Annotated in this window: 20 protein-coding genes; 13 read left to right on the top strand and 7 right to left on the bottom strand. The window is 72.1% G+C overall.

Annotated features, from left to right (window positions below):
• Positions 1-155: 155 nt before the first annotated feature.
• Together E3O41_RS12795 and E3O41_RS12790 are read right to left on the bottom strand one after the other, a co-directional pair.
• On the bottom strand, positions 156-1,394 hold the full coding sequence (locus E3O41_RS12795; protein WP_240482426.1) for an MFS transporter: 1,239 nt from the start codon (positions 1,392-1,394) through the stop codon (positions 156-158).
• Positions 1,395-1,424: 30 nt separating this feature from the next.
• The gene (locus E3O41_RS12790) at positions 1,425-2,594 is read right to left on the bottom strand and encodes a 4-hydroxybenzoate 3-monooxygenase (protein ID WP_135012550.1); all 1,170 of its coding nucleotides are present in this window, start codon (positions 2,592-2,594) and stop codon (positions 1,425-1,427) included.
• 123 nt (positions 2,595-2,717) lie between these two features.
• Here E3O41_RS12790 and E3O41_RS12785 point away from each other — a divergent pair, with 123 nt between their 5' ends.
• The 7 genes from E3O41_RS12785 to pcaC all read left to right on the top strand — a co-directional run bounded on the left by E3O41_RS12785 (position 2,718) and on the right by pcaC (position 8,908).
• A complete protein-coding gene (locus E3O41_RS12785) occupies positions 2,718-3,998 on the top strand; it encodes an MFS transporter (protein ID WP_067026881.1) in 1,281 nt (426 codons plus the stop codon).
• Entirely contained in the window at positions 3,995-4,753 is a 759-nt protein-coding gene (locus E3O41_RS12780) for an IclR family transcriptional regulator (RefSeq protein WP_067026879.1), read from the top strand. The genes E3O41_RS12785 and E3O41_RS12780 overlap by 4 nt, the downstream gene beginning before the upstream one ends.
• A 105-nt stretch (positions 4,754-4,858) precedes the next feature.
• Positions 4,859-5,674, top strand: coding sequence for a protocatechuate 3,4-dioxygenase subunit beta (pcaH, locus tag E3O41_RS12775; RefSeq protein WP_135012548.1), 816 nt, complete (start codon positions 4,859-4,861; stop codon positions 5,672-5,674).
• A 2-nt stretch (positions 5,675-5,676) separates the two neighbouring features.
• Positions 5,677-6,237 carry a protocatechuate 3,4-dioxygenase subunit alpha gene (gene pcaG, locus E3O41_RS12770; RefSeq protein ID WP_135012546.1) on the top strand — a complete coding sequence of 187 codons (561 nt, stop codon included), beginning with the start codon at positions 5,677-5,679 and terminating at the stop codon, positions 6,235-6,237.
• A 4-nt stretch (positions 6,238-6,241) separates the two neighbouring features.
• Complete coding sequence (locus E3O41_RS12765) at positions 6,242-7,609, top strand: lyase family protein (protein WP_067026873.1); 1,368 nt, start codon at positions 6,242-6,244, stop codon at positions 7,607-7,609.
• 115 nt (positions 7,610-7,724) lie between these two features.
• Complete coding sequence (locus E3O41_RS12760; protein ID WP_135012544.1) at positions 7,725-8,498, top strand: alpha/beta fold hydrolase; 774 nt, start codon at positions 7,725-7,727, stop codon at positions 8,496-8,498.
• On the top strand, positions 8,498-8,908 hold the full coding sequence (gene pcaC, locus E3O41_RS12755; protein WP_067026869.1) for a 4-carboxymuconolactone decarboxylase: 411 nt from the start codon (positions 8,498-8,500) through the stop codon (positions 8,906-8,908). The genes E3O41_RS12760 and pcaC overlap by 1 nt, the downstream gene beginning before the upstream one ends.
• A 71-nt stretch (positions 8,909-8,979) precedes the next feature.
• On the opposite strand, the gene E3O41_RS12750 is transcribed toward pcaC, so the two are convergent.
• Complete coding sequence (locus tag E3O41_RS12750) at positions 8,980-10,182, bottom strand: cobalamin-independent methionine synthase II family protein (RefSeq protein WP_067026867.1); 1,203 nt, start codon at positions 10,180-10,182, stop codon at positions 8,980-8,982.
• Positions 10,183-10,410: 228 nt separating this feature from the next.
• Here E3O41_RS12750 and E3O41_RS12745 point away from each other — a divergent pair, with 228 nt between their 5' ends.
• The 4 genes from E3O41_RS12745 to E3O41_RS12730 all read left to right on the top strand — a co-directional run bounded on the left by E3O41_RS12745 (position 10,411) and on the right by E3O41_RS12730 (position 13,926).
• Positions 10,411-11,160: a 3-oxoacid CoA-transferase subunit A gene (locus tag E3O41_RS12745; protein WP_135012542.1), complete on the top strand. Its 750-nt coding sequence runs from the start codon at positions 10,411-10,413 to the stop codon at positions 11,158-11,160.
• The gene (locus E3O41_RS12740; RefSeq protein ID WP_067026863.1) at positions 11,157-11,798 is read left to right on the top strand and encodes a 3-oxoacid CoA-transferase subunit B; all 642 of its coding nucleotides are present in this window, start codon (positions 11,157-11,159) and stop codon (positions 11,796-11,798) included. Before E3O41_RS12745 ends, E3O41_RS12740 begins: the two co-directional genes overlap by 4 nt.
• The gene (locus E3O41_RS12735) at positions 11,798-12,967 is read left to right on the top strand and encodes a thiolase family protein (RefSeq protein WP_067026861.1); all 1,170 of its coding nucleotides are present in this window, start codon (positions 11,798-11,800) and stop codon (positions 12,965-12,967) included. The genes E3O41_RS12740 and E3O41_RS12735 overlap by 1 nt, the downstream gene beginning before the upstream one ends.
• A 191-nt stretch (positions 12,968-13,158) precedes the next feature.
• Positions 13,159-13,926: an IclR family transcriptional regulator domain-containing protein gene (locus E3O41_RS12730; protein WP_067026859.1), complete on the top strand. Its 768-nt coding sequence runs from the start codon at positions 13,159-13,161 to the stop codon at positions 13,924-13,926.
• A gap of 9 nt (positions 13,927-13,935) precedes the next feature.
• Here E3O41_RS12730 and E3O41_RS12725 read toward each other — a convergent pair whose 3' ends face one another.
• Positions 13,936-14,244, bottom strand: a complete 309-nt coding sequence (locus E3O41_RS12725) for a YciI family protein (protein ID WP_067026857.1) — start codon at positions 14,242-14,244, stop codon at positions 13,936-13,938.
• A 103-nt stretch (positions 14,245-14,347) separates the two neighbouring features.
• On the opposite strand from E3O41_RS12725, the gene E3O41_RS12720 reads away from it, so the two are divergent.
• On the top strand, positions 14,348-15,028 hold the full coding sequence (locus tag E3O41_RS12720) for a GNAT family N-acetyltransferase (protein WP_135012540.1): 681 nt from the start codon (positions 14,348-14,350) through the stop codon (positions 15,026-15,028).
• A 324-nt stretch (positions 15,029-15,352) separates the two neighbouring features.
• Here the strand turns inward: E3O41_RS12720 and E3O41_RS12715 are convergent, their stop codons facing one another.
• The 3 genes from E3O41_RS12715 to E3O41_RS12705 form a co-directional block, all read right to left on the bottom strand.
• Complete coding sequence (locus E3O41_RS12715) at positions 15,353-16,531, bottom strand: ROK family transcriptional regulator (RefSeq protein WP_067026855.1); 1,179 nt, start codon at positions 16,529-16,531, stop codon at positions 15,353-15,355.
• 93 nt (positions 16,532-16,624) lie between these two features.
• Positions 16,625-17,635, bottom strand: a complete 1,011-nt coding sequence (locus E3O41_RS12710) for an ABC transporter permease (RefSeq protein ID WP_067026853.1) — start codon at positions 17,633-17,635, stop codon at positions 16,625-16,627.
• Positions 17,632-19,116: a sugar ABC transporter ATP-binding protein gene (locus E3O41_RS12705; RefSeq protein ID WP_135012710.1), complete on the bottom strand. Its 1,485-nt coding sequence runs from the start codon at positions 19,114-19,116 to the stop codon at positions 17,632-17,634. The genes E3O41_RS12710 and E3O41_RS12705 overlap by 4 nt, the downstream gene beginning before the upstream one ends.
• Positions 19,117-19,392: 276 nt before the next feature.
• Here E3O41_RS12705 and E3O41_RS12700 point away from each other — a divergent pair, with 276 nt between their 5' ends.
• Positions 19,393-20,445: a substrate-binding domain-containing protein gene (locus E3O41_RS12700; protein ID WP_067026848.1), complete on the top strand. Its 1,053-nt coding sequence runs from the start codon at positions 19,393-19,395 to the stop codon at positions 20,443-20,445.
• Positions 20,446-20,449 lie beyond the last annotated feature (4 nt).

Below are 20,449 nucleotides of genomic sequence, written 5' to 3'. Positions count from 1 at the left end.
CGCTCGACGAGCCCGGGGGGGGGGGGGGGGGGGTTGTCGCTCGTGTCGCGCCGCGAGCACCACGGCTCGTCGACCGGAGCGCGAAGCGCGGAGCGGAGACGGGTCGAGCGCAGCGCCGCAGGCGCGGAGTCGAGACCGACGCCGCACGCCCGGGGTCAGCGGTCGAGGCGGTCGAACACGTGGCGGTCGCGGCCCACCGCGATGCCGAGGGCGATCTGCACCACGGCGTTGACGGTGAGGAAGGTCCACGAGGCGGCCCAGCCGCCCGTGGCCGTGTGCAGCGCGCCGAACGCGATCGGCGCCATCGCCGCGATCACGTAGCCCACCGACTGCGCCATGCCCGACAGCGCCGACGCGGTGTGGTGGTCGCGGGCGCGCGTGGCCATGAGCGTGAGTGCGCACGCGATCGAGCCGCCGCTGCACAGGCCGGCGAGCACGATCCACAGCAGCAGCGCCTGGGGCGCGACGAGGATGCCGCCGAAGCCGAGCACCGCGAGCACGGGGAGTGCGGCCGGCACCCACTTCTCCATGCGCCCGCGCATGACCAGCGGCACGGACAGCGAGCCGATGACGCCCACGATCTGGAAGATCATCACGTCGAAGCCCGCGACCACCTCGCTGCGCCCCAGCGATCGCGAGTACGGCGCGAGCCACGTGATCATCACGTAGAACGAGATCGCCTGCACGCCCATATAGAGGCCCACGAGCCAGGCGACGGGATCTCCCCACACGCTCGGCCCGCGATCGGCGCGCCGCGCGAAGGGGCGGCCGGGGTCGCGGCCGAAGCGGCGCATGTGCAGCGCCCACAGCACGAGCGCCACGGGCAGCGTCGCCGCCACGGCCAGCAGCGCGACGCGCCAGCCCAGGTCGCCGCCCGACGGCTCGGCCGCATACGAGATCGGCACCACGAGGCCCGAGGCGAGCGCGCCGCAGCCGGCGAAGAGCGCCGTGTAGATGCTCGTCACCAGCGGCACGCGCGTGCCGAACGAGCGCTTGACCACGGCCGGCAGCAGCACGTTGGCCACGGCCAGGGCGATGCCCACCAGCAGCGTGCCGAACCACAGCGAGAACACGGGGCCGGGCAGCGAGCGCACGGCGGTGCCGACGGCGAGCAGCAGCAGCGACCACAGCACCACGCGGTTCAGGCCGAACCGGTGCGAGAGCGGGTGGGCGAACGACGACAGCACGGCCCACGTGAACACGGGGACCGACGTGAGGGTGCTGAGCGTCGCCACGGTGCTGCCCGTCGAGGCGCTCATCTGCTCGAGGAGCGGGCCGACGCCCGTGATCGTCACGCGCATGTTGATGCCGATGACGCAGATCGCCGCCAGCAGCAGGGCGAGCGAGACGCCTCGGCCCGGCGCGGGGGAAATGCGGTTCGCCTCGTTGCTCACCCGGCGACTCTATCCCTCAACGGGTAGTGATCACCGCGGCAGCGGCCAGCCGGTGTACGCCTCGGCGAGGTACGTCATGCCGGCCCGGCTGTCGGTGACGGTGCGCAGCTCGGCGACCTGGCGCCGGCGGTCGAAGTCCGACGCCTCGGGCATGGTGTGCAGCATCGAGGTCATCCACCACGAGAACTGCTGTGCCTTCCACACCCGGCGCATGGCGGTCTCCGAGAACGCGTCGAGCGGGCGCTCGTCGTTCTCGAGCAGCGCGCGGATCGCCCTGTCGAGCAGCACGACGTCGGCGACGGCGAGGTTCATGCCCTTCGCGCCCGTCGGCGGCACGGTGTGCGCCGCGTCGCCCACGATCACCGCGCGGCCCTTGCGCATCTCGTACGCCACGAAGCTGCGGAACTTCAGCACGTCGCGCTGGAAGATCCGGCCCTCGTTGAGCTCGGTGCCGGGCGTGCGCCGCTGCAGCTCGTCCCAGATCTGCGCCTCGCTCAGGGCGTCGGGGTCGGCCTCGGGGTCGCACTGGAAGTACATGCGCTGCACGGTGGGGCTGCGCTGGCTGATGAGCGCGAACCCGTCGGGCGAGTTGCTGTAGATGAGCTCGTCGGCGCTCGGCGGGGCCTCGCAGAGGATGCCGAACCACGCGAAGGGGTACTCGCGGAAGTAGCCGCCGTGCGACCCGACGATCGCCTGGCGCACCACGCTGCGCGACCCGTCGGCGCCGACGACGACGTCCGCCTCGATCGTCAGCTCCGCGCCGTCGGCGTCGGTCGCGATCACCTTCGGGCGCGCGCTCTCGGCGTCCTCCACGCGCTGGGCGGTGACGCCGAAGCGCAGGTCCTGCCCGCCCTTCAGCCGCGCGGCGATGAGGTCGATGAGCACCTCGTGCTGCGGGTAGAGCCACACGTTGCGGCCGATGAGCGACGTGAAGTCGATGTGGTGCAGCTCGCCCTCGAAGCCGAGGTAGATGCCGTCGTGACGGTCGCCGACCGTGAGGACGCGGTCGGAGGCGCCGGTCTCGTGGAGCACCTCGACGGTGCCCTGCTCGAGGATGCCGGCGCGGATCGTCGTCTCGATCTGCTCGCGGGTGCGGGAGTCGATCACGATCGAGGAGATGCCCGCCTCGGCGAGCAGGTGCGACAGCAGCAGACCGGCGGGGCCGGCGCCGACGATGGCGACCTGGGTGCGTTCGGGCATGGCGTCTCCTTCGACGGATCGGGAACGTCACGAGTGTTCCCCGCCGCGAAGCCGGCGTGATCACACCCTCCCAGTGAGTGGGATAACATCGGTGCCGCACTGTCGCCGACCCGAAGGACGAAGATGTCGAATTCCCCTCGCCGCACCCTGTTGGGCGGCCCTCCCGCCATCACGAACTCGCTGGGCGTGGTCACGGCCAGCCGCTGGATGGTGTTCCTGTGCTGGTTCACCGTCGTCTTCGAGGGCTACGACATCGTCGCCCTCGGCGCGGCGATCCCGACCCTCACGGAGCACGCCGGCATGGACGTCGCCGCGCTCAACGTGGTCGTGACCCTGTCGCTCGTGGGCGTCGGCGTGGGCGCCGCGGCCATGGGCCCGATCTCCGACCGCTTCGGGCGCCGGTGGCCGCTGATCATTGCGGCCCTGAGCTTCTCGATCTTCACGCTGCTGCTGCCGCTGTTCCCGAACCCCGCCGCGATGGCCGTGCTGCGCCTCCTCGCGGGCCTGGGCCTGGGCGGCTGCATGCCGGTCGCGCTGGCGATGATGCAGGAGGCGGCGCCGCCGGAGCGCCGTTCGCGGGCCAACGGCCTCGTCATGACCGGCTACCACGTGGGCGCCGTGGCCGCGTCGCTCGTCGCGCTGTGGGTCGGCGCCTCGTGGGAGCTGCTCTTCTACGTCGGCGGCGCGCTCGGCGTGATCCTGTCGGTCGTCATGTTCTTCCAGCTCCCCGAGACGGCGTTCCACAAGGTCGCGGCCGCCGAGGTGGTCGCCGCCGCCGGCGCCAAGCCGGGCGTGCTCGACACGCTCAAGCCGCGCTACCTGCGCGCCACGATCGGCCTGTGGGTGGCCAACTTCATGGGCCTCGTCCTCATCTACGGCCTGAACTCGTGGCTGCCCAAGGTGATGACGGCCGCCGGGTACCCCGTCGCGAACTCGCTCGTCATGCTGTTCATCTTCAACGTGGGCGCGATCGCCGGCATCATCATCTCGGGCCGCCTCGCCGACGCGAAGGGCATCAAGGGCGTGGCCCTGGCCTGGTTCGCGGCCGCCACCGTGCTGCTGCTGATCATGGCGATCCGCATGGACAACGAGTACGTCCTCAACGGCGTGATCTTCATCTCGGGCGTGTTCGTGTTCTCGACCTCGGTGCTGCTGTACGCCATGGCCGGCTACATCTACGAGAAGCGCCTGGTGGGCACGGGCATCGGCCTGACCTCGGGCATCGGACGGTTCGGCGCGATCATCGGCCCGTACATCTTCGGCCTCATGATCGCCGCCGGCAGCGGCTACCCCGGGGTGTTCTTCGTGTGCGCCGGTGCGGCCGTGATCGGTCTGCTCGTCGTGCTGCAGATCCCCGTGGCGCGCGTGGCCGATCACCGGAAGGATGCCGAGACGGTCGCATGACCGACGCCGCCGAGGGCACGCTCGACCGCGCCATGCGCGTGCTCTCCTGCTTCGGCGAGGACGAGCCGGAGCTGGGCGCCACGCGCCTGGGTGAGCTGACGGGGCTGTCGCCCTCGACGCTGCACCGGCTGCTCGCGCGCATGGTCGAGCTCGGGCTGTTGTCCCGGGTGCCCGGGCGGCGGTACGTGGTGGGGCAGCGGCTGTTCGAGCTCGGCGAGCTGTCGCCGCTGGCGCTGCAGCTGCGCGAGACGGCGCTGCCCCACATGCAGCGGCTCTACGAGGCCACGGGCGAGAACGTGCACCTCGCCGTGCTCGACGCCCCGAGCCCCGCCGAGGCGACCGCGCTCTTCGTCGGCCGGGTCACCGGCCACGGCTCGATCCCGACGATCAGCCGCATGGGCGGGCGGCTTGCCCTCCACGCGGTCGGGGTGGGCAAGGCGCTGCTCGCGCTGCAGAGCGACGAGTGGATCGGGCAGTACTGCGCCGCCGGCCTCGAGCGCGAGACCGTGCACACGATCACGGAGGAGGCCGCGCTGCGGGCGGACGTGGAGGCGACCCGCGCACGCGGCTACGCGACGGCGCGCGAGGAGATGACGCTCGGCAACGTCTCGATCGCCGCGGCGCTGGGCTCCGTGGCGGGGCTGCCGCCCGCGGCGGTGGGCGTGGTCGCCCACATCGATCGTGCCGACGAGCGCCGCCTGGCCGGCCTGGTCCGCCAGGCGGCGAGCGAGCTCACCAAGGCGCTGCGGGCGTGAGCGTGGGCTACGCTGACGGCAACTCCCAGTCATCGGGAGAACGCGGTTCATGGATCCGGGTCCTGCGTCACGCTGATTCCGCACGTACCCGTCGAAGGAGACACTATGGCTGAGACCCCCGCGGCCGCCCCGGAGTCGCTGCTCGCGGCACCGGATCAGGCGTCGCAGAGCCAGATCACCGCCGAGATCCAGGAGATCCACGCCGACGCGGCGGCTCGCGTCGCGGCCGGTGAGCAGGTACCCGGGACCCTGTACGACTTCCCGCCGTATCGCTCGAGCATCCTGCGCCACCCGACCAAGAACCCGCAGCTCGTCGACCCCGAGACGATCGAGCTGTGGAGCCCGGCCTTCGGGCAGCGCGACGTCGCGGCGCTCGAGGCCGACCTCACCCTGCAGCACTCGGGCGAGCCGCTCGGCGAGCGCATGACGGTCGAGGGTCGCGTGCTCGACAGCTGGGGTCGCCCCGTCGCCCACCAGCTCGTGGAGATCTGGCAGGCCAACGCGGCCGGCCGCTACATCCACCAGCGCGACCAGCACCCCGCCCCGCTCGACCCGAACTTCACCGGCGCCGGCCGCATCGTCACCGACGCCGACGGCTATTACAAGTTCACGACGATCAAGCCGGGCCCGTACCCGTGGAAGAACCACGTCAACGCGTGGCGTCCCGCGCACATCCACTTCTCGCTGTTCGGCACGGGCTTCACGCAGCGCATCATCACCCAGATGTACTTCCCGGGCGACCCGCTGTTTGCGCTCGACCCGATCTACAACACCATCCGCGACGAGAAGGCTCGCCAGCGTCTGATCGCCGAGTACGACCACGACCTCACGGTGCCGGAGTTCTCGATGGGCTACCGCTGGGACATCGTCGTCGACGGTCCCGATGCCACCTGGTTCGAGCCCGAAGAGGGGGAGCACTGATCATGGCGCCCGAGAAGACCCTGGAGCCGACCGCCGGCCAGACGATCGGCCCGTTCTTCCGCTTCGGCCTCGAGTACCCGCACATGAACGAGGTCGCGTTCCCGCACAGCCCGGGCTCGATCGTGCTCGCCGGCACCGTGTACGACGGCGCGGGCGCGCCGATCCCCGACGCGCTCGTCGAGATCTTCGGCGCCGACGCCGACGGCACCGTGCCGCGCGGGCGCAGCTCGCTGGCGCGCGACGGCTTCCACTTCACGGGCTTCGGCCGCTGCATGACGACCGACGAGGGCGGGTACCACTTCTGGACCCGCAACCCGGGCGCGACGGACGAGGGCAAGCCCCCGTTCTTCGCCGCGATCGTCTTCGCCCGCGGCCTGCCCAACAAGCTGCACACGCGCATCTACCTGCCCGAGGCGATCGCGGCCGGTCAGAGCGACGCGCTGCTCGACTCCCTCTCGGAGGCGGAGCGCGCCACCCTCGTCGCCACGCGCACCGAGGACGGCTACCTGCGCCACGACATCCACCTGCAGGGCGACAAGGAGACGGTCTTCCTTGCCTACTGACGGCGTGACCGAGCCCGGGTTCTCTGCGGAGGACCCGGGCTCGGCCGTGCCGTTCGACGTGGGGCTGCTGAACCCCGTCGCCGCCGGGCGCGACGGCGCGGTGTCGGATGCGGCCTACCTGCGCGCGCTCGTCGAGGCGGAGGTCGCGCTCGTCAAGGCCTACGCCGCGATCGGCGCGGCCTCGGCCGAGGCGGGCGAGCAGGCCGAGGCGCTCTTCAATGTGCCGATCGGCATCGAGACCCTGGCGGTCGAGGCGGTCACCGGCGGCAACCCGGTGATCCCGCTCGTCGCCGCGCTGCGTGCCGGCGCCCCCGACGCGGTGAAGCCGTGGGTGCACCGGGGCGCCACGAGCCAGGACATCGTCGACACCGCCCTCATGCTCCTGGCCCGCGACGCGTGCCTCGAGATCAGCGCGGATCTGATCCACGTCTCCCTCGCGCTGCAGGCCTTCGCGCGCGCACACCGCGACCTCGTGGCCGCGGGACGCACCCTCACCCAGCACGCCGTGCCGACGACCATCGGCCTGCGCGCCGCGACGTGGGAGCGCGGTGTCGCCCGCGCGGCCGACCGGGTGCGCTCGGCGTCGGCCACCGTGTTCGCGCAGCTGGGCGGCGCGGGCGGCACGATGGCCGCCGCGGTGGAGGCGGTCGGCCCCGAGCGGGCGCAGGCGCTGCGCGCCGCGTTCGCCGAGCAGCTGCAGCTGGGGAACCTCGACATCCCGTGGCACACGGAGCGCTGGCCCGTCACCGAGATCGGCGAGGCGGTGGCCCAGGCGATCGCGGCGCTCGGCCGGTTCGCCACCGACGTGGCGACGGCCTCCCGCACCGAGATCGCCGAGCTGTCCGAGCCCTCCGGCGGCGGGTCGTCCGCCATGCCGCAGAAGCAGAACCCGGCGCGATCGGTGCTCATCCGATCGGCCGCCATGCGCGCCCCGCAGCTGGCCGCCACGCTGCAGCTCGCCGCCGGGCTGTTCGCCGACGAGCGGGCCGACGGCGCCTGGCACGCCGAGTGGCCCACGCTGCGCGAGCTGCTGCGCCTCGGTCTCGGCGCCGCCTCGCACGCCGCGGAGCTGGCCGAGGGCCTGCGCGTCGACGCCGAGGCCGTCGCGCGCAACCTCGGCGCGACCGGCGGGCTGATCGTGTCCGAGCGCCTCAGCGCGGTGCTCGGCAAGGACGTGGCGGCCCGCATCGTGCGCGCCGTCGCCGAGGGCGGCGACCTGCGCGCCCTCGTGGCCGAGGCGGGCGGCGATCCCGACGACCTGCTGGATCCCGCGCACTACACCGGGCTCGCGGCCCCGTTCGTCGAGAGCCTGCCGCCCCCGCCCGCCGCCGACTGGGTCATCGCGTTCGACGGCCCCGCGGGCGCCGACTGACCCGCGCACAACTCAACAGACATCGCGCTCGCGCACACGATCGGGCCGCGTTCCGGGGAGGAACGCACGGATCTGTGCGCGAACGCGCGGCACGCCCCATCACGAAGGAGAACCCATGACGCTTCCCGACCTCGCCGTGACCGAGCCCGTCGGCCCCGACGGTGCGCCGATCGTGCTGCTCGGTCCGTCGCTCGGCACCGCCTCGGCCGTGCTGTGGGAGGACGTCGTGCCGATCCTGTCGCAGCGCTACCGCGTGGCGCTGTGGGACCTGCCCGGCCACGGCGCCTCCAAGCCCGCCACCGCCGCGTTCTCGACCGAGGACCTCGCCGACGCGCTCGCCGCCGTCATCCGCGAGCTCGGCGCCCCGGTCTACTACGCGGGCGTCTCGCTCGGCGGTGCCACGGGCCAGCAGCTCGTCGTGCGCCACGGCGACCTCCTCAAGGCGGCCGCGGTCGTGTGCTCGAGCCCCAAGTTCGGCACGCCGGAGATGTGGACCGAGCGCGCCGCGAAGATCCGTGCGCAGGGCACCCCCGTGCTCGTCTCGGCGCAGGCCGAGCGCTGGTTCGCCCCCGGCTCGATCGCCGCGCGCCCCGTGATCACCGGCCGCCTGCTGCACAACCTCAGCGACGCCGACGACGAGAGCTACGCGCTGTGCTGCGAGGCGCTCGCCGCCTTCGACGTGCGCGAGGCGCTGCGGGGCGCGACCACCCCGGTGCTGGCCATGTACGGCGAGCACGACCCGGTCTCGCCGCAGGCCGACGCGGAGCTCATCGCGGGCGCCGTCGCGAACGGCCGCACCGTCGGGATCGCCGACGCGAGCCACCTCGCGCCGGCCGAGAAGCCCGCCGAGGTCGCCGCCGAGCTGATCCGCTTCTTCGAGGAGCACTGATGGCCGAGATCGGCGACCGCCCCGCGGGCGAGGGCATCCCCGACGGGGAGCGGTGGGCGAACGGCATGCGCGTGCGCCGCGAGGTGCTCTCGGACGAGCACGTCGATCGATCGATCGCCAACACCAACGACCTGACCGCCGACTTCCAGGACTTCATCACGCGCGTGGCCTGGGGCGACGTGTGGCAGCGCCCGGGCATCGACCGCCGTATGCGCTCGGTCGCCGTGATCTCGTCGCTCATCGCGCACGGCCATCACGAGGAGCTCGCGATGCACCTCCGCGCCGCCCTGCGCAACGGCCTCACGGTCGACGAGGTCAAGGAGGTCATCCTCCAGTCCGCGATCTACTCGGGCGTGCCCGCCGCCAACACGGCCTACCGCATCGCCACGGAGGTCTACGGCCCGTTCTGAGGCCCCGGATGCAGAAAACTGCTGCGCGATCGTCGGATCGGCAGCAGTTTTCTGCATGCGAAGCGGGGCGCTCAGACCCGCGCCCGGCGCGCGCCCTCGCCGAGCGACTCGAGCTTGGCCCAGGCGATCTGCGGGTGGATGCGGCCGCCGAGGCCGCAGTCCGTCGAGGCGATCACGCGCTCGGGGCCCACGATCCGGGCGAACCGCTCGATGCGCTGGGCGACGAGGTCGGGGTGCTCGACGAGGTTGGTCGAGTGGCCGATCACGCCGGGCACGAGGATGAGGTCGTCGGGGATGAGGTGCCTGTTCTCCTCCCACACCGCCCACTCGTGCTCGTGGCGGGCGTTGGCGGCCTCGAACGAGATCTGGCCGACGTTCGCCCCGAGGATCGTCTTCAGGATGTGCTTCAGCTCGATGTCGGTCGTGTGCGGTCCGTGCCACGAGCCCCAACACAGGTGCAGCCGCACCTGCTCCTTCGGCAGCCCCCGGATCGCCTCGTTGATGGCGTCGATGCGGATCTGCGTGAAGGCGTTGTAGTCCTCGATGCTCGGCTCGGGGTTGATCTGGTCCCAGTTCTCGGCCAGCGACGGGTCGTCCAGCTGCACGATGAGGCCCGCGTCGGTGATCGCCCGGTACTCCTCGCGCAGGGCGGCGCCCCAGGCGGCGATGTGCTCCTCGTCGGTGGCGTAGTAGCGGTTCGCGATGCGCGCGGCCGATCCCGGGGCGAGCGACGGGATGAAGCCCTGCTCGCCCGGGCGCAGCGCCGCGACGAGGTTGCGCACGTCGCTCGCGACGGCGTCGTGGCCGCGGTAGGCGATCGGACCGGTGGTGGCGGGGAACCCGGTGGCGTTGCTGCCCACGCCGATGCCGCTCGTCGGGTCGCTGTACGCCTCGCGGAAGCGCACCCAGTCGCGGCGATCGGGGAACGACGTCAGGCGGACCTTGCCGGGCTCGGAGCGCACCGGCTGCTGCGTGAAGATGGTCTCGTCGGTGAGGGTGAGCCCGCTCGCGCGCTGGAACGAGTACACCCACCACGCGCCGTAGTCGGTGGGCGCCGACATCACGTGACCGTACTCGCCGTCGCCCGGCTGAGTGATCCCCGCCGCCCGCTGGCGCTCCACGACCTCGGCCACGGCCTCGGTCACGAGCTGCTCGAACTCGGGCGTGGACTTCAGCGTGAAGCCGTCGTCCTCGAACTCGCGCGCGGCGTTCGCGTCGATGAGCGCCTGCGTGCGGGGAAGGCTGCCGGCGGTGCTGGTCTGGATCGTCGCCATGGTGGTGCTCCTCTCGGGGGTATCGCGAGCGTAGGGGCCACCACGCGCGGCGGGCCAACGGGATGACGCCATGTGACGAGGTCCCTCAACTCATAGGGATCCGCGCAATCACCCGGTTTCCGGGGTCGACGGCTCGGACGGCGCGCGCTACGATGATCGTGTAGCGAACGTGTGTTCGCACAGCGAACTTCGGCGGGGCTGCCGGCTCCGTCTCATCGAGGAGGTCGGATGATCGACAAGACCGTCGCGAGCGTCGAGGACGCCGTGGCCGGGATCCAGAACGGGGCGACCGTCATGATCGGCGGATTCGGCCGCGCGGGCCAGCCCGTCGAGCTGATCGATGCGCTCATCGCCCAGGGTGCGAGCGAGCTGACGATCGTGAACAACAACGCCGGCAACGGCGACACGGGCCTGGCGGCGCTGCTGGCCAAGAAGCGCGTGCGCAAGATCATCTGCTCGTTCCCGCGGCAGAGCGACTCGTGGGTGTTCGACGGGCTCTACCGCGCGGGCGAGATCGAGCTCGAGCTCGTGCCGCAGGGCAACCTCGCCGAGCGCATCCGCGCCGCCGGCGCCGGCATCGGCGCGTTCTACACCCCCACCGGCGTGGGCACGCAGCTGGCCGAGGGCAAGGAGTCGCGCGTCATCGACGGCCGCGAGTACGTGCTCGAATACCCGATCAAGGCCGATTTCGCCCTCGTCTCGGGCCTGAAGGCCGATCGCTGGGGCAACGTCGTCTACCGCGAGACCGCCCGCAACTTCGGGCCGATCATGGCCACCGCCGCCACGACGAGCGTGGTGCAGGTGGACGAGATCGTCGAGCTGGGCTCGATCGATCCGGAGACGGTCGTCACGCCCGGCATCTTCGTCGACCGCGTCGTGGCGATCGGCTCGCGCCCCTGGCTGAAGGACGGCGCGTTCGTGGGAGGCGTCGACATCGAGGGCCGCCCGCTGCAGACTGCCCAGGAGGAGGCGAAGTGACCACCCGCATCGACCGCAAGGACCTGGCCGCCCGCATCGCGGCCGACATCCCCGAGGGCTCGTACGTGAACCTCGGCATCGGGGCGCCCACGCTCGTGGCGAACTACCTGCCCAGCGACCAGGAGATCATCCTCCACACCGAGAACGGCCTGCTCGGCATGGGCGAGGCCCCGGCGGAGGGGATGATCGATCCCGACCTCATCAACGCCGGCAAGCAGCCGGTCACCGCCCAGGCGGGGGCGGCGTTCTTCCACCACGCCGACTCGTTCGCGATGATGCGCGGCGGCCACCTCGACGTGTGCGTGCTCGGCGCATTCCAGGTCTCGGAGCGCGGGGACCTCGCCAACTGGTCGACCGGCGGCCCCGACGCGATCCCCGCCGTCGGCGGCGCGATGGACCTCGCGATCGGCGCCAAGCAGGTCTTCGTGATGACCGATCTGCTCACCAAGCAGGGCGAGTCCAAGCTCGTGGCCTCGTGCACCTACCCGCTCACGGGCGTGGCCTGCGTCACCCGCGTCTACACCGACTATGCCGTGTTCGACGTCACCCCCGACGGCTTCCGTGTGCGGGAGCTGTTCGGCGACAACACCATCGAGGAGCTCGAGTCGCTGACCGGGCTCGCCCTCCAGGAGGCATGATGACCGCCAGCTTCGTCTACGACGCCGTCCGCACCCCGTTCGGTAAGGCGGCCGGCGCCCTCTCGGGCGTGCGCCCCGACGACCTCGCCGCCGTCGTCATGAAGGCCGCCGTCGAGCGGACGGGCATCGACCCGGCGCGCATCGACGACGTGATCTTCGGCGACGCCAACCAGGCCGGCGAGGACAACCGCAACGTCGCGCGCTTCGGCGCGCTGCTCGCGGGCTTCCCCACCACGGTCACCGGCGTGACGGTCAACCGGCTGTGCGCCTCGTCGCTCGAGGCCGTGTTCCAGGGCTCCCGCGCCATCGAGTCGGGCGACGCCGACCTCATCCTCGCCGGCGGCGTGGAGTCGATGAGCCGCGCGCCGTGGGTGATGGAGAAGTCGGCCAAGCCGTTCGCGGCCGTCGGCAACCAGACCCTGTGGAACACCGCGATCGGCTGGCGCATGGTCAACAGGGCGCTGCCGAAGCACTGGACGATCTCCAACGGCGAGTCGGCGGAGAAGATCGCCCGCGAGTGGGGCATCTCGCGCGACGAGCAGGACGCCTTCGCGGTGCGCAGCCACGACCTCGCGGGCCGGGCCTGGGCCGACGGTGTGTTCGCCGACGAGATCGTGCAGGTGCCGGGCGCGGAGCTCGCGCGCGACGAGGGCATCCGCGACGGATCGACCGTCGAGAAGCTCGCCGCCCTGAAGCCGCTGTTCGCGGCCGACGGATCGGTCACGGCGGGCAACTCGTCGTCGATCAACGACGGCGCCTCGGCCGTGCTCATCGGCGGCGAGGGCGCGCTCGAGACGGAGCCGCTGGCGCGCATCGCCGGCCGCGGCTGGCACGGCGTGGACCCCGACGACTTCCCGATCGCCCCGATCGAGGCGGCGAACAAGGCGCTCCAGCGGGCGGGCAAGACGTGGGCCGATGTCGATGTCGTCGAGCTCAACGAGGCCTTCGCGTCGCAGTCGCTCGCGTGCCTGAAGGGCTGGCCCGACCTCGACCCCGCCAAGCTCAACCCGCACGGCGGCGCGCTGGCGATCGGCCACCCGCTCGGCGCCTCGGGCGGCCGCGTGGTGGGCCGCGCCGCGCACGCGCTCAAGCAGCGCGGCGGCGGCGTGGCCGTGGCCGCGCTGTGCATCGGCGTGGGCCAGGGCCTCGCAGTGGTGCTCGAGCGCTGAGCCGTCTGGTCTGAGGCCGGCGGTTTCGACTCGCTTCGCTCGCTCACCCCGTCTCCGCTCGCTTCGCTCGGTCGACGACCCGTACGGGGTCGTCGACCGGAGCGCGAAGCGCGGAGCGGAGACGGGTCGAGCGGAGCGCCGAAGGCGCGCAGTCGAGACCGACGGCCGCAACATCCTGAGAGGATGACCCGATGACCGATCCCGACACCCGCGAGTTCGTGCAGTCCTTCGCGCGCGGGCTCGCGGTGATCCGCGTGTTCGATGCCGCGCATCCCGAGCTCACGCTGAGCGAGGTCGCCGCGCGCGCGGGCATGACGCGCGCGGCCGCCCGCCGGTTCCTGCACACGCTCGAGGCCCTCGGCTACGTGCGTCAGATCGGGCGGGGCTTCAGCCTCACGCCGCGCGTGCTGGAGCTCGGCTTCAGCTACCTGTCGGCGCTGTCGCTGCCGGAGATCGCGCAGCCGCACCTCGAGCATCTCTCGCGCCGGGTCGACGAGAGCGTCTCGGCCGCCGTGCTCGACGGATCCGACATCGTCTACATCGCCCGCGTGCCCACGCGGCGCATCATGAGCGTGGGCATCACGATCGGCACCCGCTTCCCCGCGCACGCGACGAGCATGGGTCGCGTGCTGCTTGCGGCCCTGCCGGCCGAGGAGCGCGACGCCGCGCTGGCGGCGCCCCTCACCTCGCCGGCCACGGGCGCGCCCGTCGACGCCGGCTCGCTCGCCGCGGCGCTCGATCGCGCGGCCGCCGACGGCTATGCCGTGGTCGACGGCGAGCTCGAGGCCGGGGTCCGCTCGGTGGCCGCGCCGATCCGCGGGCGCGGCGGGCGCGTGATCGCGGCGATGAACGTGTCGACGAGCACGACGCGGGTCACGCTGGAGCGGCTGCGCGGCGGCATCGTGCCGGCCCTGCTCGAGACCGCCGCCGCGATCGAGGGCGAGCTGCGTCACCTGTGACGCGCGGGTTCAGCCCGACGCGGAACCGAACCGCACGTTCCAGGGGCGCACCCGCACGGTGAGCAGGCCGGCCTGCACGGATCCGTCCTCCTCCTGAGCCCGGCGGGTCACCTCCGCCGCGGCGTCGGCATCCGCGGCGCGGATGATCGCCATCCCGTTGCCGAGCGTGTCGGGGAGCGGGCCGGCCGCGACGAGCAGCCCGTCGGCCTCGAGCGCGCGCAGGAACGCGACGTGCTTCGGGAAGTCCGGGTGCGAGAACACCTGGCCGACATTGCCCTCGGTCGCGGTGTGCTCCAGGATCAGCCACTGCTCGCTCACGGCGGCATCCTCGCGGACCCCGGCCGCTGCCGCAAGAGCCGGCGACGATCCGGCGACCGCCCCGCCGGTGCTCGCGGGTTCCCGGCCGGTTTAGGCTGGGGCAATGCGTGAGATCCGCGATCTGGACACCGTCGAACTGATCCTCGAGGCGCAGGGCATCTTCGATGCCATCCGCGGCCCGCAGCGGGTGATCGATGCGGGCACCATGCGCGCGCTGCAGCAGTCGGGCAACTACGCCACGGGCTACTTCGACGACGGCCGGATGGTCGGCGCCTCGGTCGCGTTCTTCGGGCCGCCGAGCTCGCGCTCGATGCACTCGCACATCACCGCGCTCCTGCCGGAGTTCCGCGGCCGCGGCTGGGGGCGCGAGCTCAAGGAGCATCAGCGCCAGTGGGCCCTCGCCCGCGACGTGGGCAACATCACCTGGACGTTCGATCCGCTCGTCTCGCGCAACGCGCACTTCTATCTGACCGTGCTGGGCGCCCGCGTGACGGGCTACGCCGTGAACCAGTACGGCATCTTCGGCGGCGGCGACGCGGGCGACGAGAGCGACCGCCTCGACGTGAAGTGGGCGCTGGCCGACATCGCCTCCCCGCCGGCCGATGACGCCGTGCAGGCGACGCTCGAGATCCCCGACAACATCGAGCACCTGCGGCTCGAGGCCCCGGCCGAGGCCCAGGAGTGGCGCATGCGCGTGCGCCGCGAGATGGGCGTCCTCCTCAACCGCGGTCTCGCGATCGCCGGCTTCGACCCGAAGCGCGGCTACCTCTTCGTCCAGGCCTGACGCGCGGGGGCGTGCGCTCTCGACTCGCTGCGCTCGCTCGAGCCGTCTCCGCTCCGCGGCTTCGCCGCTCCGGTCGACGAGCCGTGATCGCCCGGGCTCGTTGACCGAGCGAGTCGCACCGATCGGGTGCTGAACGGGGTCCCTCCTTGCTCGAGCCGTGACGGCCCGGGCTCGTCGACCGAGCGAAGCGAGCGGAGACGGGTCGAGCGGAGCGTCGAAGGCGCGGAGTCGAGACCGTTCGCGCCCATGCGGGCGGCTCAAGCTGGGCGCTTCATCTCCGGCGCTTCGGCGGAGCCGCGGAGACGAAGCGACCCCGCACCCGCCTCAGCGCGGGGCGAAGGCGTGGGCGAGGCCCTCGGGGCTGAGGGCGTGCTCGACCGCGAGGATCGCCGCCCCACGCACGGCGGCGCTGCGGCCGGCGGCCGACTGCACGATCGCGAGGTGCTCGGTCGCCAGAGGCGAGGAGCGGGTGTAGACGATCTCCCGCACGCCGGCGATGAGGTGCTCGCTCACGCGCGCCATCGACCCGCCGATCGCGATGACCGAGGGGTTGATCAGGCTCACGGCGGTCGTGAGCACCTCGCCGATGTCGCGCCCGGCCTGGCGCACGGCCTGGATCGCGGCGAGCTCGCCGCGCTTGACGAGCTCCACCACGTCGCTCCCCGTGCGCGCGTCCAGGCCCTGCGCCGCGAGCGTGCGGGCGATCGCGGGCCCGGCCGCGAGGGCCTCGAGGCAGCCGTGGTTGCCGCAGCGGCAGGGCACGTCCACGTCGCGCGCGGCACGCACGTGGCCGATGTCGCCCGCGGTGCCCTGCGCGCCGCGCTGCAGCAGGCCGTCCGAGATGATGCCGGCGCCGATGCCCGTGGCCACCTTGACGAACATGAAGTGCTCGGTCCCGGGCCACGCGAACGCCCGCTCGCCGAGCGCGCTGATGTTGACGTCGTTGTCGACGAGGACGGGCACGTCGAGGTGCTCGCGCATCCAGCCCGGCACGTCGAAGCGGTCCCAGCCCGGCATGATCGGCGGGTTCACGGGCTGGCCGGTCGAATGCTCGACCGGGCCGGGCAGGCCGATCCCGATCGCCGCCACGTCGCGCTCCGAGCGGCCCGTGCGCTCGAGCAGGGCGCGCGCGCCGTCGACGACCCAGGTCAGCACGGGCTCGGGGCCGAGGTCGATCGGCAGCGGCTCGGCGTGCTCGGCGAGCAGCTCGCCGGTGAGGTCGGCGAGGGCGACGGTCGCGTGCGAGGCGCCGAGGTCGGCGGCGATGACCACCTTCGCGCCCGGATTGAGCGCGAACTGCGACGGCGGCCGGCCGCCCGTCGATGCGGCCTCGCCCACCGGGGTAATGAGCCCGAGGCGCAGCAGCTCGTCGACGCGGCCCGTCACCGTGGAGCGGGCGAGCCCGGTCGACTTCGACAGCTCGGCGCGCGTGCGCGGCCGGCCGTCGCGCAGCAGCTGGAACAGCTGGCTGACGTCCGCTCGCCCGGTGGGGGGATCTGCCATAGGGTCGACCCTTCATCGGGACCAAAGTCGCGGGACTTCCGACGCGACTACGCGATCATATGCCCGCTCGCCGGCGGAAGCCGCATCGGGGCGTCAGCGCCGCTGGCGGGCGGCGAAGCGCTGCTGCAGCAGCACCGCGATGACGATGATCACGCCCTTGGCGACCGCCTGCAGCGACGACGGCATGTTGTTCTGCACGAACACGTTCTGCAAGGTCGCGAAGATCATCACGCCGAACACTGTGCCGATGATCGAGCCGCGGCCGCCGCTGAGCAGCGTGCCGCCCACCACGACGGCGGCGATCGCGTCGAGCTCGTACAGGTTGCCGTGCGTCGACGTGCCCGCGTTGGTGCGCCCGAGGATCATGATCGCCGAGACGCCGGCGAGCACGCCCGACAGCGCGTAGAGCCACATGATGTGGCGCTTGACCGCGATGCCCGCGAGCCGCGCGGCCTCGAGATTGCCGCCGATCGCCACCGTGCGGCGGCCGAACGTGGTGCGGTTGAGCAGCACCCAGCCGCCGGCGGCGACGAGGGCGAAGATCCAGATGAGGATGTCCACGCCGAGCAGGTCGACGTTCATCACCCGCAGGAACTCGCGGTCCGAGACGACGAGCGTGCGGTTGTTCGCGATGATCTCGGCCAGGCCGCGGGCGCCGACGAGCATCGCCAGGGTCGCCATGAACGCGGCCACCTTGCCGTAGGCCACGACGATGCCGTTGATCAGCCCCGCGCCCAGCCCGATCAGCAGCGCGAGCAGCACCATGAGGATCCAGTGGCTGGCGTCGACGAGATCCTGGACCACGGTGATCGACGCCACGACCGAGGCGAGCGCCATCACCGCGCCGACCGACAGGTCGATGCCGCCGGCGATGATCACGAACGTCATGCCGATCGCGATGACGCCGATGATCGAGGCCTGGCGCAGGATGACGAGCGCGTTGCTGAAGCTCGCGAACGTGTCGAACGCGGTGATCATGCCCACCGCGACGATCGCCAGCAGGGCCAGCACGAGTCCGACGTTGCGCCCGGCGGATCCGGAGAAGAGACGGCGGGCCGACGGCACCTCGACGTGCCCGGTGGGGGTGGTGGTCTGCGCGCTCACGCGGCCGTTCCTTTCATGACGAGATCGAGCACACCGTGCTCGTCGATCTCGGAGGCGGGGAGAGTGGTCAGGACGTGTCCGTCGGCGACGACGAGCACGGTGTCGGCGAGGCCGAGGACCTCCTCGATCTCGCTGGAGACGATGACGATGGCGGTGCCGGCATCGGCGAGGGCGCGGATGAGCCCGTAGATCTCGCTGCGGGCGCCCACGTCGACGCCGCGGGTCGGCTCGTCCAGCAGCAGCACCCGGCTGCCCTGCACGAGCCACCGCGCCAGCAGGATCTTCTGCTGGTTGCCGCCCGACAGCGCCCGGGCGGGCAGGTCGGGGTTGGACGGGCGCAGCTCCATCGCCGCGATCTGCTCCGAGGCGATGCGCCGCTCGGCGTCCTCGCGCAGCCAGCCGCCGCGCGCCTCGCGCCCGAACGACGCGAGGGTGATGTTGCGGAACACCGGCTCGTCCAGCACGAGGCCCTGCGACTTGCGCTCCTCGGGGCTCAGTCCCATGCCGGCCGCGACGGCGGCGGGCACCGAGCCCCGTGGCAGGGGGCGACCCGCGACGCGCACCGTGCCGCGGTCGGAGCGGCGCGCGCCGAAGACCGTCTCGAGGATCTCGGAGCGCCCGGAGCCCACCAGGCCCGCGAGCCCGACGATCTCGCCCGCCCGCACGGTGAACGACACGTCGTCGAACTCGCCGTCGCGCCCCAGCCCCTCGACCTCGAGCAGCTCGGGCGCGGCCGCGGGCACGCCCGTGCGCGCGGGGAAGACGTTCTCGACCGTTCGCCCGGTCATGTGGCGGATGAGGTCGGGTGTCGGGGTCTCGGCCACGGGCAGGTTCACCGCCGTGCTGGCGCCGTCCTTGAGCACCGTGATGCGATCGCCGATCTGGCGGATCTCCTCGAGGCGGTGGGTGATGTAGATCACCGCGATGCCCTGCGCCGTGAGCTCGCGGATCACCGCGAACAGCTTCTCGACCTCGCCCGAGTCGAGCACGGCCGACGGCTCGTCCATGACGATGAGGCGGATGTCGTGCGAGAGCGCCCGCGCCATGCTCACGATCTGCTTCTCGGCGGCGCTGAGCGCGCCCACCTCCGTGTGCGGCGAGAGCGAGGCGTGGCCCAGCCGCGCCAGCAGGGCGCGCGTCTCGCGGGCGGCATCGCCGCGGCGCAGCACGCCGCCGCGCGAGAGCTCGTGCCCGAGGAAGATGTTCTCGGCGATCGTCAGGTCGTCGACGACGTCGAGCTCCTGGTACATCGTGGCGATGCCGAGCGCGATGGCCCCCTGCGGATCGGCGATCGAGACCGGCTCGCCGTTCCAGAGGATCTCGCCCTCGTCGGGCTGGTGGACGCCCGCGAGCGTCTTGATCAGCGTGGACTTGCCCGCGCCGTTCTGGCCCAGCAGGCAGTGCACCTCGCCGGCGTGCACCTCGAGGTCCACGCCGCGCAGGGCCCGCACGGGGCCGAAGTTCTTGGTGACGCCGTGCATCTGCAGTAATGACGGCTGGTGGTCATCTTTGATCACGTCGAGAACATAACACGTCGATCAGCGCAGGGCGAGAGGCGATCTTCCGCCGACCCTTCCCACCGCGATCCGCGGAATGGCGCCAGCATGCCGCGGATCTCACTTCTGTCGGATCGAAGACAAAAGCTGTACAGCCGGATCGACCTCTGTTAGCTTGACCTCGACAGCGCGGTCGCGTCCGGGGGATGCATGAGGCGAGGCGGCGGCGCTGGACTTCTGCATCACATTCAAGGAGGAATCATGCGGACACTGCGCACGCGCGCATCGCGTTCCGTCGTCTTCGGCGTCGCGGCGATCGCGGCCATCGGGCTGCTGGCCGGATGCACGAGCGATGGGACGGAGGGCGAGGAGGACGTCGTCGACCAGGGCACGAGCTCCGACGAGAACGCCGCCACGGGCGACACCGTCGTGATCGGCTGGTCGGGACCCGAGGCCGACCACGGCTGGCTCGGCGCCATCAACTCCGGGGCCCTCGCGGCCGCGGAGTCGTTCGACGACGTCGAGCTGCGTCAGGCGGAGGGCACCAACGACGCCAACCAGCAGATCGCGGCCGTCGAGCAGTTCATCAACGAGGGCGTCGACGCGATCGTGCTGCTGCCGACGGATGGCGCCGCGCTCACGCAGGTCGCCATCAGCGCCATGGACGCGGGGATCCCCGTCATCAACGTGGACCGCGAGTTCTCGGACCCGGCCGGCTCGCGCGTGACGATCCTCGGCGACAACTACGGCATGGGCGTGAGCGCCGGCCGCTACATCTGCGAGCAGCTGGGCGACCAGAGCGACGCGATCATCGGCGAGATCGCCGGCATCGACTCGCTCCCGCTCACCCAGGACCGCTCGCAGGGCTTCGCCGACGGGCTCGCCGAGTGCGGCCTCGAGGTCGGGCCGCGCGTGGCCGCCGACTTCACGGTGGCGGGCGGCGAGTCGGCCGCCTCGCAGCTGCTGTCGGCCAACCCGCAGCTCAACGCCGTATGGAACCACGACGACGACCAGGGCGTCGGCGTGCTCGCCGCGATCGAGGCGGCCGGGCGCGACGAGTTCTTCCTCGTGGGCGGCGCCGGCAGCGTCAACATGATGGACCGGATCGAGGCCGACGACAGCGTCATCAAGGCCACGGTCATCTACCCCTCCACGCAGGCCGCCGACGGCATCGCGCTGGCCCGACTGATCGCCCAGGGCAAGACCATGAGCGACCTCGTCACGCCGAGCGTGCCGTACCGGATCGTGCTGGATGCGCCCGTGGTGACGAAGGAGAACGTCGCGGACTACATCGACCTCGCGTTCGAGTCGTGATGCG

The sequence above is a fragment of the Microbacterium sediminis genome (assembly GCF_004564075.1).
Classification (GTDB): domain Bacteria; phylum Actinomycetota; class Actinomycetes; order Actinomycetales; family Microbacteriaceae; genus Microbacterium; species Microbacterium sediminis.
Note: the sequence above shows the minus strand (reverse complement) of the source record. Positions and strands in the feature narration are given on the sequence as shown.

Excerpts from the sequence above, each read along its gene's own strand:
- E3O41_RS12790 (WP_135012550.1), bottom strand. The coding sequence starts at position 2,594 with ATGCCCGAACGCACCCAGGTCGCCATCGTCGGCGCCGGCCCCGCCGGT.
- E3O41_RS12785 (WP_067026881.1), top strand. The coding sequence starts at position 2,718 with ATGTCGAATTCCCCTCGCCGCACCCTGTTGGGCGGCCCTCCCGCCATC.
- E3O41_RS12780 (WP_067026879.1), top strand. The coding sequence starts at position 3,995 with ATGACCGACGCCGCCGAGGGCACGCTCGACCGCGCCATGCGCGTGCTC.
- pcaH (WP_135012548.1), top strand. The coding sequence starts at position 4,859 with ATGGCTGAGACCCCCGCGGCCGCCCCGGAGTCGCTGCTCGCGGCACCG.
- pcaG (WP_135012546.1), top strand. The coding sequence starts at position 5,677 with ATGGCGCCCGAGAAGACCCTGGAGCCGACCGCCGGCCAGACGATCGGC.
- E3O41_RS12760 (WP_135012544.1), top strand. The coding sequence starts at position 7,725 with ATGACGCTTCCCGACCTCGCCGTGACCGAGCCCGTCGGCCCCGACGGT.
- pcaC (WP_067026869.1), top strand. The coding sequence starts at position 8,498 with ATGGCCGAGATCGGCGACCGCCCCGCGGGCGAGGGCATCCCCGACGGG.
- E3O41_RS12750 (WP_067026867.1), bottom strand. The coding sequence starts at position 10,182 with ATGGCGACGATCCAGACCAGCACCGCCGGCAGCCTTCCCCGCACGCAG.
- E3O41_RS12745 (WP_135012542.1), top strand. The coding sequence starts at position 10,411 with ATGATCGACAAGACCGTCGCGAGCGTCGAGGACGCCGTGGCCGGGATC.
- E3O41_RS12735 (WP_067026861.1), top strand. The coding sequence starts at position 11,798 with ATGACCGCCAGCTTCGTCTACGACGCCGTCCGCACCCCGTTCGGTAAG.
- E3O41_RS12730 (WP_067026859.1), top strand. The coding sequence starts at position 13,159 with ATGACCGATCCCGACACCCGCGAGTTCGTGCAGTCCTTCGCGCGCGGG.
- E3O41_RS12720 (WP_135012540.1), top strand. The coding sequence starts at position 14,348 with ATGCGTGAGATCCGCGATCTGGACACCGTCGAACTGATCCTCGAGGCG.
- E3O41_RS12715 (WP_067026855.1), bottom strand. The coding sequence starts at position 16,531 with ATGGCAGATCCCCCCACCGGGCGAGCGGACGTCAGCCAGCTGTTCCAG.
- E3O41_RS12705 (WP_135012710.1), bottom strand. The coding sequence starts at position 19,116 with ATGCACGGCGTCACCAAGAACTTCGGCCCCGTGCGGGCCCTGCGCGGC.
- E3O41_RS12700 (WP_067026848.1), top strand. The coding sequence starts at position 19,393 with ATGCGGACACTGCGCACGCGCGCATCGCGTTCCGTCGTCTTCGGCGTC.